Annotated in this window: 5 protein-coding genes; all 5 read left to right on the forward strand. The window is 59.2% G+C overall.

Going from position 1 to position 14,359, the window contains the following annotated elements:
* Nucleotides 1-1,447: non-ribosomal peptide synthetase (locus GS12_RS23630; protein ID WP_152601452.1), on the forward strand; the 1,447-nt coding region annotated here is incomplete at its 5' end.
* A gap of 10 nt (nucleotides 1,448-1,457) precedes the next feature.
* Complete coding sequence (gene clbK, locus GS12_RS20120) at nucleotides 1,458-7,919, forward strand: colibactin hybrid non-ribosomal peptide synthetase/type I polyketide synthase ClbK (protein ID WP_034950218.1); 6,462 nt, start codon at nucleotides 1,458-1,460, stop codon at nucleotides 7,917-7,919.
* Nucleotides 7,912-9,375, forward strand: a complete 1,464-nt coding sequence (gene clbL / locus GS12_RS20125; RefSeq protein WP_034950209.1) for a colibactin biosynthesis amidase ClbL — start codon at nucleotides 7,912-7,914, stop codon at nucleotides 9,373-9,375. The genes clbK and clbL overlap by 8 nt, the downstream gene beginning before the upstream one ends.
* A 60-nt stretch (nucleotides 9,376-9,435) precedes the next feature.
* Nucleotides 9,436-10,875, forward strand: coding sequence for a precolibactin export MATE transporter ClbM (gene clbM, locus GS12_RS20130; protein ID WP_034950212.1), 1,440 nt, complete (start codon nucleotides 9,436-9,438; stop codon nucleotides 10,873-10,875).
* Nucleotides 10,872-14,359, forward strand: a 3,488-nt coding sequence (gene clbN / locus GS12_RS20135; RefSeq protein WP_034950221.1) for a colibactin non-ribosomal peptide synthetase ClbN, incomplete at its 3' end; no start/stop codon positions are given. The genes clbM and clbN, both read left to right, overlap by 4 nt.

Genomic DNA, 14,359 nt, shown 5'->3' on the forward strand with positions numbered 1-14,359 from the left:
GGTCACGGATCTGGCCTATATCATTTTCACTTCCGGCTCCACCGGCACCCCGAAAGGGGTGATGATCGACCACCGCGCCGCCATGAACACGCTCGAGGACATCAACGAACGCTTTGGCCTCTGCGCGCAGGATCGGCTGTTCGGGCTGTCCTCGTTGAGTTTTGACCTGTCGGTGTACGACGCCTTTGCGCCCTTTATGGTGGGCGCGGCGCTGGTGCTGCCGGAGGTGGGGCGGGAAAAAGATCCGCGTCATTGGCAGGCGGTGATGGCGCATGGTCGCGTGAGCGTCTGGAACGCGGTGCCTGCGCTGATGCAGATGCTGTGTGAATACCACGGCGGTGATCGGGTGTGCTATCCGATGTTGCGTCTGGCGCTGCTGAGCGGCGACTGGATCCCGCTGACGTTGCCGGGGCAGATGCGCGAGCGGCTCAATGAAAAGATGGCGATCATCAGTCTGGGCGGTGCGACCGAATGCGCCATCTGGTCGGTGTACTACCCGATAGCTGAGGTGGCGTCGACGTGGAGCAGCATTCCATACGGTCGAGGTCTGCGCAACCAGCCAATGTACGTGTTGAACGCGCAGTTGGAGGAGTGCCCGGTCGGGGTGGAAGGGGAGATTTGCATCGGCGGGATGGGGCTGGCGCAAGGCTACCTGAACGACGCAGAGAAAACCGCGGCGAGCTTTGTCTGGCGCGAGGCGAGCGGCGAGCGGGTTTACCGCACCGGGGATCGCGGGCGCTACTTTGCTGACGGGCAAATTGCCTTTTTAGGGCGCAACGATACCCAGGTGAAGGTGAACGGCTTCCGTGTCGAACTGGGGGAAGTCAAAAGCCACCTTGAACGGCTTGACCACGTGGGGAGCGCTGCCGTGGTGTGCCATCAAGGGCAACTGCACGCCTTTATCACCGCCACAGAAAACCTGCATCCTGACGATGACGACGCCCTGTTAGCGCGCGTTCGTGCGCAGTTAGCCACGCAACTGCCGTATTACCTGCTGCCCCAACATCTCTTTCTTCTCAACGTGCTGCCGATGACCGGCAACGGCAAAATTGACCAGGCGGCACTGGTTCAAGAGGTTATCCAACGTATGTCGCAATCTACATCACAGGAGATGGCGGCCCTCGCGCACGCCTCGCCCTATGAACAGCAGGTGGCCGCACTCTGGTGCGAAGTACTGCAACGAGAGCGGATCGGGCTGAATGACAACTTTTTTGAAGCGGGGGGCGGCTCGATTCAGATCGTGCTGTTGCATCGCCGCATCGAGGAAATTTTCAAAGTCACGGTACCCATTGCCGAGCTGTTTCGCTTAACCACCGTGAAAAAAATCGCCGGCTATTTGCAGGCTACGCTGGACGGTGCACAGGTGGTGAACCAGACGCAGCAGCGTGATGTCTCCCAATCCCGCGCCCAACAGCGGCTTGTACGCCGTCACCAGCGTCAACGTTAAGGAAAAACTGATGACTTACAGTGAGAGCGATATCGCCATCGTCGGCATGAACTGCCGCTACCCCGGCGTACACAGCGTTGCTGAGTTCGAAACGGTGCTGCGTACCGGACGCAACATTTTGGAGCCGAAAGTGACCCCGTGCGACGGCTACAATCAGATCACGCTGAACAATGTGTATGAGCGTATGGCAGAGTTCGACGCCGGCTTTTTCGGCTACAGCCGCGCGGAAGCGGAAATCATGGATCCGCAGCAGCGCGTGTTTCTGACCTGCGCTTGGGAGATGTTTGAACAAAGCGGTTACAACCCGCAGCAGCACGATGCGCGCGTCGGCCTCTATGCGGGCGTGAGTACCAGCTTCTACTTGCTTACCCACCTGATGAGCAACCCAGACAAGCTCGCGCAACTCGGCGGTCTCCAAATCATGGTCGGCAATGACAAAGATCATTTGACGTCCCAGTTGGCTTACCGCCTGAACACCACAGGTCCTTGCGTGACGGTTCAGGCCAGTTGCGCCACCTCGCTGGTGGCCGTGCACTTGGCCTGCGAGGGACTGCTGAGCGGGCAGTGCGATATGGCGCTGGCGGGGGGCATCACGTTCCGCATGGAGGATCAGCGCGGCTATGTCTCGCGTGGCGATGGACTGCAAGCGGAAGATGGCCTGATCCACACCTTCGACGCGCAGGCTAGCGGTACGGTCTACAGCAGCGGTTTGGGTATGGTGCTGCTCAAGCGGGCGACGGACGCGCAGGCGCAAGGGGATAACATTCTTGCCGTCATCAAGGGGAGTGCCATCAACAACGACGGCGGCGCGCGCAGCGGCTATACCGTGCCGGGCGTTGAGGGTCAGGAAGCGGTGATGATTGAGGCGCAAAGCCTGGCAGGGGTGACGCCGCAGCAAATTCAGTATCTGGAACTTCACGGCAGTGGCACCCGGTTAGGCGACGCTATCGAATTTGCGGCCATCAAACGCGCGTTTGGAGCGGCAGCGCCGAGCGCGACGCCGTGGCGCCTGGGGGCGGTGAAACCCAACGTGGGTCACGTGGAGATGGCATCCGGCGTCACCGGACTCATCAAAACGGTGCTGAGCCTCACTAACCAGGTGTTTTATCCCACGCTGAATTTTCAACGGGCCAATCCGCAACTGGGGCTGGAGGGCAGCCCGTTTGAGGTGGTTTCCCGTTTAACGCCTTGGCCGGAGGGCGCCACGCCACGCACCGCTGGCGTGAGTGCGTTCGGATTGGGCGGCACCAACGCGCATCTGGTGGTGCAAGCCCCGTTATCGACGCCGCAGGCGAGGGCGCAGCAGACGGGGCCTTGTGTCGTCGCGCTCTCGGCAAAAAACCCCGACGCCTTGGGGCAGATGCAGAACGCCCTGCTGGCGGAACTGGCCGCGCATCCAGAGATACGCTTACAGGACGTGGCTTACACCCTGCGTTACGGGCGTATCTCCGCCCCGGTACGTAAGTGTATCATCGCAGAGGATTGCGCCCAGTTAGCCCGACAACTCCACGACGCACCAACGGTGGCGGCAACCACCGGCAGCACGATCTGCTGGAGGTTGGGGCACCGTTTCGCTGTTGCACCCGAGACGCTTAGTGACTGGCTGGCGTGCTCTGAGGTGTTGTCACAGGCGGTGGGGCAACTGCTCGATCATTTTCCGCTCGAACCGGCCTGCCTGCGCGATCTCACCCCCGCGCAACGGACGTTTATCAGCCAATATGCGCTGATCGCACTGATTGACGAACGGGAAACGTTGAATGTAGTGCCGTGCGGCGACGGCGATGGTGGCTATGCTGCCGCCGTACTGCGCGGGGACTGCACGCTGGCGCAGGCATGGCACAGGTTGAATGCGGGCCAGCCGTTTGACGATGTGCCGACGAATCCCCCCGTGCAGCCCGACGTCTTGTCTGTGACGCTGGACGACGCGGTGGGTGATGCCAACCGCGCCGTGCTACAGGCGCTGGGGCAGTTATGGTTGGTGGGCGTCAGCCTGGATTGGCGCTGGGTGGATGCGGCGGAGCGGATGCTGGGCAGCCAACGCATCGCCCTGCCGGGGACTGCTTTTGCACCGCAGCGCTATTGGGTCGAGGCCGTACGGCCTGCCACGTCTCTTCAGGCATCGTCGAACGCCGTATCCCGCACCACAAAATCCGATATCGTCGCTGCGGTGACGGCGATGTGGGAACGCACGCTTGGTGTCAGCATTGACGATCCCCGCGCCAGCTTCTTCGAACTGGGTGGGCACTCGCTGTTAGCGTCAACCATTTTATATGATATTCAGCAACATTACGGCGTCACCTGCACGCTAAGCGCATTCTTTGCCGATCCCACCATCGAGGGATTAAGTCGCTATCTGCTCGAACAAGGCGGCAGTGAGGCAGCGGTTTCGGCGTTGCCTGATGCGGTTTTCGCCCCTGACCAGCAGCACCTGCCTTTTCCGCTGACCGACGTGCAGCAAGCCTATTGGGTTGGGCGGCGCAAATCCCTAGGGTTGGGCAATATTTCCACCCATATCTATGTCGAATATGAACTACAAGGGCTGGATGAAACGGCGTTCAACCGTGCGCTCAATGCGGTGATTGCGCGGCACGGCATGTTGCGCGCCATTGTCAGCGATGACGGTATGCAGCAGATCTTGCCAGACGTGCCGGAATACCACGTTGCCTTCCATACCACCCCGTGCGAGGACGCGTTTCAACAGCGTTGCCGCGCGCTGCGTGACACCCTCTCGCATCAGATGATTGATTGCAGTCGCTGGCCTCTGTTTCAGATGGAAGTCGTGGTCGATCCGCAGCAAAAAGCCCGGCTGCATGTCTCTATCGACCTGCTGGTGGCCGATGCGTGGAGTCTGGAGTTGTTCATTCGGGAACTGGCGTATCACTACCGCCATCCGCAGGCGGCGTTGCCTACGCTGACGTACAGTTTCCGCGACTATGTGCTGACCTTGAAATCCTACGAGAAAACGCCGCAGTTTGAACGGGCGCGTGACTACTGGCGCGCCCGCATCGAGACCCTGCCGCCGGGGCCACGCTTGCCGCTGCGTACCGACCCCGCGAAGCTGGAAAACCCCACATTCGTGCGCCGTAGCCATTGCCTATCACGTGCTATCTGGCAGCGCTTGAAAACGCAGGCGGGTCAGATGAGTATCACGCCTACTACGCTGCTGCTCACGGGGTTCGCTCAGGTGCTGGCGCGCTTTAGCGCCTCGCCGCACTTTAGCCTTAACTTGACGCTGTTCAATCGTCTGCCACTGCACGCGGATATCAATCACCTGATGGGCGATTTTACTGCACTGACGCTGCTGGAGATTGACCTGTCGCAGGGAGCGACCTTGCAGGCGCGGGCCAACGCGATCCACTCCCAACTGTGGCGCGATTTGGATAACCGCTTGTTTGGGGGTATCCAGGTCTCTCGCCTGCTGGTGCAAACTCACCGCGATCCGGCGAAATCGGTGATTCCTATTGTGTTCACCAGCCTGCTCAATCAAGACGAGGCGCGCTGGGAAACGGACGATACGCTGTTCAGCCAGCCGCAGGATGATCAGTACAGCGTTTCACAGACGCCGCAGGTGTGGCTCGATCATCAGGTGATGGAGCGCAACGGGGAATTGCACTTTAACTGGGACGTGGTGGAACAGTTGTTTGAACCGGCGCTGATGGATCAGATGTTCCAGTGTTATTGCCAACTGCTGCACGCCCTGGCCCAGCGGCCACAACGCTGGCAAGAGACGCAAGACGTGCTGGCGCTGCCCACCGTTAGCGCGCCGGTCACGCAGGCCCCCGCGCCGACAGCCTTGTTGCACCATGGGTTGCTGCGTCAGGCGGCGCTGACGCCACAGGCAACCGCGCTGATCAGCCCTACCCGCGAGCTGACCTACTGCCAACTGTCGACGGCGGCGGATAATGTGGCCCACGCCCTGTTAGCGCTGGGCATGCAGCATGGCGACCGCGTGGCGGTGGTGATGGAAAAAGGCTGGCAGCAGATCGCCGCTGTGCACGGCATCTTGCGACTGGGGGCCGTCTACCTGCCGGTGGACCCGGCGCTGCCGCCACAGCGTCGCCAGTTACTGCTGACGGCGGGCGAGGTGCGGGTGCAGGTGACGCAGCCGGGCCTTACCGCGTTGGAACCGTCGCTGCCTGTAGTGACCATCGACGACGGAATGCTGGACGCGTCCGCTGCACCGCTGCCGGTAGTGGCGGCGGAGGTCACGGATCTGGCCTATATCATTTTCACTTCCGGCTCCACCGGCACCCCGAAAGGAGTGATGATCGACCACCGCGCCGCCATGAACACGCTGGAAGATATCAACGAACGCTTCGGCCTCAACGCGCAGGATAGGCTGTTCGGGCTGTCATCGTTGAGCTTTGACCTGTCGGTGTACGACGCCTTTGCGCCCTTTATGGTGGGCGCAGCGCTGGTGTTGCCGGAAGCGGGGCGAGAGAAAGATCCGCGCCATTGGCGGACAGTGATGGCACACGGTCACGTGAGCGTCTGGAATGCGGTGCCCGCGCTGATGCAGATGCTGTGCGAATACCACAGCGGCGACCGGGCGTGCTATCCGATGTTGCGTCTGGCACTGCTGAGCGGCGACTGGATCCCGCTCACGCTGCCGGGGCAGATGCGCGAGCGGCTCAATGAAAAGATGGCGATCATCAGTCTGGGCGGCGCGACCGAGTGCGCCATCTGGTCGGTGTACTACCCGATAACTGAAGTGGCACCGACGTGGAGCAGCATTCCCTATGGCCGAGGTCTGCGCAACCAGCCAATGTACGTGTTGAACGCGCAGTTGGAAGAATGCCCGGTCGGGGTGGAAGGGGAGATTTGCATCGGCGGAATGGGACTGGCGCAAGGTTACCTGAAGGATGCGGAGAAGACCGCGGCGAGTTTCGTGTGGCGGGAGGCGAGCGGCGAGCGGGTTTACCGTACCGGGGATCGCGGGCGCTACTTTGCCGACGGGCAAATTGCTTTTTTGGGACGCAACGATACCCAGGTGAAGGTGAACGGTTTCCGTGTCGAACTGGGGGAAATCGAGCGCTGCATTGCGCGCCATCCCGATGTGGAGCAGTCGGTGGTGGTGGCGGTGGGTAATGCGCAACATCGTCGGTTGGTCGCTTTTGCCAAACTGCACGATCGCCACCAGGCGCAGGCATTGCACGCCAAGGAAGCGAAGGCGGAGGCACTGGCGCAGGGCATTATTGTGAATCCGGCACAGCGTCTGGCGTTCAAGTTCAAGGAGCCGCATATTCGCGTGCTGAATGGTCCGGGCATTGCGTTGACGGTACCGGCGGATAGCACACGTTACATCAAACGCCGCAGCTATCGTCATTTCAGTGGGCAAAAAACCACGCTGGCACAGTTGGGGCAACTGCTGTCAGGCTTGGGGCAGATGCGCCTGCCCGGTCTACCTTTTGCCAAGTATGCCTATGCGTCCGCCGGGGGGCTATACCCGGTGCAAACCTACGTGTACCTGCATCCTGACAAGATCGAAGAGGGGGTGTCCGGTATTTATTACTTCAACCCGCGAGAAGGCTGCCTGATGCCGGTGGCGCCAGAGGTGGTGTTGAACAGTGGTTTTCACGCCGGACCTAATCAGTCTATTGCCGATCGGGCGGCATTCACGCTGTTTATGGTGGCCGATATGGCGGCGATCGCGCCGCTCTATGGGCAAGAGGCCGGTTGGCACTTCTCGGTGATGGAGGCAGGCACCCTCTGCCATTTACTGGAGGAAGATGCGCCGCGCTACGGATTGGGGCTGTGTCAACTGGGGATGGCGGACTTTGCTGCTGTGGCGCCGCACTTTCAACTGTCGCCGCACCATCGCTATGTCCATTGCACCGTGGGTGGTGCGATAGGTCAAGAGGCGGCCAGCTCCGCCGCCTTGCTGCGCGATTTCTCCACCTATGAGAAACCGAGCGAAACCGCTGCGCCGCTGGACATGCAGGGCTACAAAGACGCCATGCTGCACAGCCTGCGTCAGCAACTGCCTGACTATATGCTGCCGAGCAACCTGGTGTTGGCGACCGAGTTTCCGTTGACCGCTAACGGCAAGTTAGATCGGCAAAAATTACAGCAGCAGGGCGAACAGATTGCCCACCAGCGTGACGGCGTGGCCCCTATTCAGGTGGACAGTGCGTTACAACAGCGGCTAGTGGAGCTCTGGCAGGAGGTGCTCGGCGTGAGCTACGTGTCGGTCGAAGACGATTTCTTCTCGCTGGGGGGCAGTTCTATCGAGTTGGTGCGTATTCAGCAGGCGCTGGAGGAGTTTATCGGGCAGGAGATCCCCATTGTCGATCTGTTCCGTCTGCCAACCATCGCGGATGTGGCGTGTTACCTCGATGATCAACAGCACAATTTGCCCGAAGCCCGCGATATCGTGCTGGCGCAGGCAGAGTCGTCGCAGGTCAGCGCTGCGCGCGAAAATCTGGCGTTGCGGCGTAAACGCGTCCAACAGGGAGAAAAGGGCGATGAGTGAGCTGAGTTACCGTAGTGCAGGGACGCTGTTGGAGCAGTTGGCGTCCGGGGAAACCACCTCCGTGGCGTTGGTGAATCACTATTTTGCGCGCATGGCGCAGTTTAACGAGCCGTTAAATGCGGTGGTGCAGCAGCACCATGCGTTGGCGCTGGAGGCCGCCGTGCGCGCCGATTGCGATCGGCTGGAGGGGCGCGCAACGGGCGTGCTGCACGGATTACCTTGCACCGTTAAGGAGTCGTTTGACGTGCAGGGGTGGTTAACCACGTCCGGCGCCCGTCATCTGAAAGATAATCGGGCGACGCAGGATGCCCCTTCCATCGCACGCTTGCGCGCTGCTGGGGCGATCCTGATGGGCAAAACCAATGTGCCAATGATGACCGCAGATTGGCAAACCTATAACGATCTGTACGGCACCACCCATAACTTGTGGGATAGGCAACGTTCACCCGGTGGTTCATCTGGCGGAGCGGCAGTGGCGCTGGCGGCGGATTTCACCCCTGTGGAATTTGGCAGCGATCTGTTTGGATCAATGCGCATTCCGGCACACTACACCGGCGTCTATGCCCATCGCTGTAGCCTGGGGTTGATGTCGGTCAGAGGACATGTGCCTGGTGGTGGCCCGCAAGCGACGAGCGAGCCCGATCTCTCGACGGCAGGGCCCATGGCGCGTAGCGCGGCAGATCTACGTCTGATGATGCGTGCATTGAGCGCATTTTGGGTGGAACCGCCGCGTATTCCCGATTTTAGCCGTTATCATGCCAAAGCAAGCTACCGCGTGTGCACGTGGTTTGGCGCCCCCCACCATGAGATAGACCAAGAGGTTGCACAACGCTTTCAAGCATTTATCGACAGGTTGCGTGAACAACCGGATGTGGAAGTTGATGACGCAATGCCCGCCGATATCGATCCCGACATGTTGTTCGATATGGCCGTCAAACTCAGCGGTCGACTGGTAGGTACGGCGCTCAATGGACGCCAGCGCCTCACCGCCGGGCTGGCGGCGCTGGGCTTCAGGCTGGCGGGCAAGCTGGCGGATGTACCTGAGGGGATGACTAGCTATTACCAGGGCATGCTGAACGACAGCGACGAACAGATGCACACAGACAAACTCCGCCGCGAATACAGCCGGGTGATAGAAACCCTTTTCGCCCGTTATGACGTATTGTTGACACCTGTCAGCCCGGTGCTGGCCTTTGCGCACATGCAGCAGCCAGTGCGTAAGCGCAAGCTTATCGTCAACGGCGAACCGCAGGACTACAACGAACATCTGTTCTGGAACATGTTAGCGACGGTTTTTGGTTTGCCCGCCACCGTCTATCCATTGGCGAAAACCGCGGATGAACTGCCGTGCGGCATACAAATTATCTCCGGGCATTTTCACGATGATGTGACGATTAACTTTGCTGAGTTTTGCGAAAGCATCAGTGGCGGATTCACGGCGCCGGAAGGGTATTAAAGGCGGATATCGGTGACAACGCGCTGAAGGTGCGGCGCTTTTAATGAATAAGGAACGGGTATGACGGTGAATAAGCTTGAGCCAGACAGAGACACCCCGAACGATGAGCGGTTCGCGGTGGCGGGTATGTTTGATGGCTCGCTGTACAGATTACTCCTGCGTATGGCGTTGCCGATGTTTGTCGGTATGTTGACGCAGGTGACCTATGCCATTGCCGATATTTTTTGGCTGAGCCACATTGATGTCGTCAACAGCGGCATCATTGCTGGCGTGGGGCTGATTTTTCCCGTGGGGATGGGGTTATTCGCCATCGCCAACGGCATTCAAATCGGTATGGGATCGTTGCTGTCCCGCGCCATCGGCATGCGGCGGTTGGATCGGGCGCAGCAGATTTTGTCGGTCGGTATCACCATCGCGCTATTTTTCGCGGTCGTGATCGCCGCGCTCGGCTATGTTTATGCCCAGCCGCTACTGCGCGCGCTGGGGGCCACGAACAGCATCATCGGCTACGCGGCGGACTTCTATTACTACTCACTGCCGACCGTGTTCAGCATTATGTTGATTGGCGTCATGATGGGGCTGTTTCAGGGCTCGGGCAAGATCATGGTCATCATGAAGGCCTCGTTGCTGGGGGCGTTGATGAATATTGTGCTCGATCCCATCATGATCTTTGTGTTCGATTTTGGTGTGAAAGGGGTGGCATTGGCGTCGTTTCTGGCGCAACTGAGTGTGGTCGCCTATTTCATCTACGCATTGATGGGGCTACGTATCGGATTAAGTGTACGCATCGCGTTACGCCCATTCTCCTGGCAAACCTACCGGGAGTTTCTCTCCGTCGGCGTGGCGCAAATGCTGATGCAACTGATCATTTCGGTCGGCATCGTGATTTATAATTTTTTCATCGTCAGGTTGGACGTCAATGCGATGGCGGCGTTTACGCTCACCGGCCGTATCGACTATTTCATCATGACGCCGATGCTGGCTATCGCGGCCGCGTTGCTGACCGTGGTGGGGCAGAACTGGGGGCGCGGTAATGTCACCCGCACGCTGGATGCCTATTGGGCCGCCGTCGCGCTGGCCTTCTCTATTGTGCTGGTGTTAGCCGTTGCGCATATTGTGCTGGCACCCTGGATGTATCCCCTGTTTAGCCGTGTTGTTGCCGTCAGTGACTATGCGGTACTGCAAACCCGTATCATGGCGCTGGCACTGCCCTTTATCGCTATCAGTATGTTAGCCAGCGAATATTATCAGGCCATCGGTAAGCCTTGGTATTCGGTGTTGTTGACGCTGATGCGTCACGTGTTTATATCTGTCCCCGCCGTATACCTGCTGGCGATTGTGTTGGAGATGCGTATTACTGGCGTCTATTTTGGGGCGATGAGCGGCACTTTTGTGGCTGCGCTGCTGGCATGGCGTCTGCTGCGTATTTCACCGCGCCTGCTGCGATGGAATCGGGAGACGGTACGCGCCCAACACCCAGATTTGGAGGTGGCACCATGACGTCGTGCAATCCGTTGTTGTGGCCACAGCAACAGTGCCACATCATTGACCAAATGTATCCTCACAGCGGCGTAAACACCATTGGCGGTGTAGTCACCATCGAGGGAATTGTCGATCTGCCCCGACTGCACGCGGCCATCCAGTCCGCCATTCGGCAATTTGATGCGTTGCGTATGTGGTTTGTGATGGGGGAGGGGGATGAGGTGGTCAGCCAGGTGCAGCCTTATCGCAGGCGCGATATCCGCCATTTGACTTTTGCCCCAGACAGTGCTGAGGAGAATCTACGCCCAGCGGCGATCGAGACATTTGTTGATGGGTGGTTCAGCCAGCCCTTTACCCCGCTGGCGCACGACCTGTTTGAGTTTGTCACCTTTGCATGCGGTGAACAACACAGCGGTTATTTATTTAAAGCCCATCATGGCATTGCTGATGGTTGGTCAATGGCGTTGTTGTCAAACCATGTCAAGCGAGCATACGAACAGCCGGACGCACCGGATGATGCGTCGCCAGCCTATGGTGCATTCTTGGCGCAGCAGCAGTCTTATCAGACCTCCTCGCGCTTTGCCGTTGATCGTGACTGGTGGCGTGGCTATATCGACGAATACCGCGACTGCTTTCCGGACAATTCCCCCATCGTCGCTACTGAGGGCATCAGTTGTTCCACTTGGCTCGAGCCGGCCATGATTAACCGCCTCTACGGGCTGTGCGATCGTTATCGCTGTACGCTTAATACACTGTTTATTGCACTGTTCGCTCTCTATCGCGCCAGAGTATGGGGGGAGGAAAAAGGCGTACTAGGCGTGCCGTTAGCTAATCGGCATTCTCGAGAGGCGCGGCGTTGCTTTGGCATGTTTACCAATCACTTGCCGCTAGCCTATCGACTGGCGCGCACGGAACGTTTTTGTGAACAGGTGGCCTTTTTCCAACGCGAGCTGGAACGCGGTTTTAAGCACAGCAAATATCCCATTACCTTATTCAATCAGGATTTGGCGGAACGCGGTGGCGGACAGTTGCGCGCGTTCGATTATTGCGTTAACTATTATAACTTTACCTATGAACGCCACATTGCGGGTGCCGCACAACGCGTGGAGAGTTACTACAGCGGCGCGCAGTCCTACAAACTACAGATTGTTTTGCAAACTGTTAATAATCATAAAGAAAGCCTTAGGTTGAGTCTGGAGGCGCTGCGCAGCGCCTTCACTCCGCGCCAACTGACCGCGATGAAAAATGGCCTGTTGGATTTGGTCACTGCACTGGATGCGCAGCCCGACGCCCGTCTAGGCGATCTCGACGTCTATCCTTCGCCGCACATCGCATTGGCCTGCGGCGCAGTCCAACCCTTATTTACTTCCCGGTTTGCGGCGCAGGTTGTGGAGCATGGCGATCGCACGGCGCTAATTGATAATGAACAGTCTTTGACTTATCGGCAGTTGGACGAAGCCGTTGAGCGGGTGGCGCGTTATCTACGCCAACAGGGGATCGGCCGCGGTCAAGTGGTGGGGATTGTCGCCGAGCACAGCGCTCAAACGGTGATGGTCATTTACGGTATCTTGCGCTGCGGCGCGGCATTTCTGCCGCTAAACCCCGCGTTGCCAACGGCCCGCCTGCACGCTATGTGCCGTAAAGCGCAGGTGGCGCATATCCTCTACGATCCGGCTATGCATGAATTGACGCAGGCGCTGGCGTTTCCCGCTTCCAGCGTGGTCCTGGCCTCAGCGACTTCGGCGCTTGCTAGAGAGCCTTGGCCGGTTATTGAACCGCAGGATCTGGCCTATGTGCTGTTTACCTCCGGATCGACCGGCGAGCCTAAGGGCGTGCAGGTCTCTCATGGCAATTTGGCTAACTATCTCCATTTCGCCGCCGAACGTTACTTTACAGCGCAGGACCGGGCTGCGCTCTACTCTTCGTTGTCCTTCGATTTGACCATCACCACGCTGTTCGCCCCCTTGTGTGTGGGCGCGAGCATCAGCGTTTGTCGGCACGCCGAGAGCGAAACACTGCTGCGTATGGCCGTGGTTGATCAGCCCAACACAGTGATCAAACTTACGCCTGCACACCTGCGGCTGTTGTGTGTGGCTGGCATGGGCAGTGAGCGGATTCGTACCTTGGTGGTAGGCGGGGAGGATTTCAAACGGGATCTGGCGCGTAAGGCGGCCACTCTCTTTCCTCAGGCCGCGATCTATAACGAATATGGGCCGACAGAGGCCACCGTTGGCTGCATGATCTACCGCTACACCGGGCAGGAAACGCAGCCTTCGTTGCCCATCGGTACGGCGATCGACGGCTGCCAGGTAGCGATTTGCTCCCCTTGGGGCTGCCCGGTACCGGAAGGCGAAACTGGCGAATTGGTGATTTATGGCGCGTCAGTGACGCAGGGCTATATCGATGCGCCGCAACAAACGGCCGCCGCCTACCTTAACGATACCAATGGGGTGATGATTGGCTACCGCAGCGGCGATATCGGCTACGCCATCGCTCCCGATACGCTGGCTTATCAGGGGCGTAATGACGATCAGATCAAAATCAATGGCTATCGTATTGAGCTGTGCGAAATCGAACAAGCGTTGTTGAGCGCGCCTCAGGTGGAAAGTGCGGCGGTGGCGGTGATTGATGATGCGCAGGGGCAGCACAGCGGGTTGCTGGCCTGCGTGACGCCGTCATCTGTTGATGTAGCTACCGTGATGCAACATCTGCGTCAGCAATTGCCCACCTACATGCAACCCCGGCAGTGCTGCGCCATCGCCCAACTGCCGCTGTCGCACAATGGCAAGGTAGACGTGCGCCAGATGGCCGCAGCGGCTCGAAGCGCCGCGCCTGCGTCGGGTAGCGAGCGGCTGGGGGATGCGGCGATAAGGCGTGCAGTACGGGGCTGCGTGGAAGGGGCGCTGGAGCAAACTGCGCTTGATGATAACGAAAACCTCTATGCCTTGGGGTTGGACTCCATCAAGAGTATCCAGATTGCGGCGCAGCTCAGACGCCACGGCTGGGCGATGCCAGCGGTGCAGGTGATGGAGTGTGGAACAGTGAACGCCATCTGTGAGTTTCTCACCAGCCATACAATGGCGTCGCAGCCCGCGCAGCATACTCCCAACACCCGAATCGATCTGCCCGCGTTGCGTTGGTTTTCGCAGTTGGCGTTGCCTGTGCCTAATGTTTATAACCATGTCATTGTGCTGCAAGCGTTGCCGGGCTGCCCGCTCGAACAGTTACACGACAGGCTGCATGCGTTAATCCAGCAACAGCCCGCCTTGCGCAGTGCGCTGGACGCTGAGGGGCGGTTGCAGGTATGCGATCCTGATGCGTGCTATCCCAACGGGGTGCTCACGGAATACCCGACGGCGCAGTGGACGTTGGCGGCGGTGATCGCTCAGTGCAATAGCGTGCTTGACGTGACAAGTGGTCGAGTCTTTACGGCGGCCCTGTTGCGCGCCCCGCAGTCCGCGTCTAGCACGCTGGTACTCTGTGCCCATCACTTGTGCGTGGA

It is taken from the genome of Erwinia oleae (genome assembly GCF_000770305.1).
In the GTDB taxonomy this organism is placed as follows: domain Bacteria; phylum Pseudomonadota; class Gammaproteobacteria; order Enterobacterales; family Enterobacteriaceae; genus Erwinia; species Erwinia oleae.

Bases quoted from the DNA above. Each gene is read 5' to 3' on its own strand.
- clbK (WP_034950218.1), top strand. From the start codon at position 1,458: ATGACTTACAGTGAGAGCGATATCGCCATCGTCGGCATGAACTGCCGC.
- clbL (WP_034950209.1), top strand. From the start codon at position 7,912: ATGAGTGAGCTGAGTTACCGTAGTGCAGGGACGCTGTTGGAGCAGTTG.
- clbM (WP_034950212.1), top strand. From the start codon at position 9,436: ATGACGGTGAATAAGCTTGAGCCAGACAGAGACACCCCGAACGATGAG.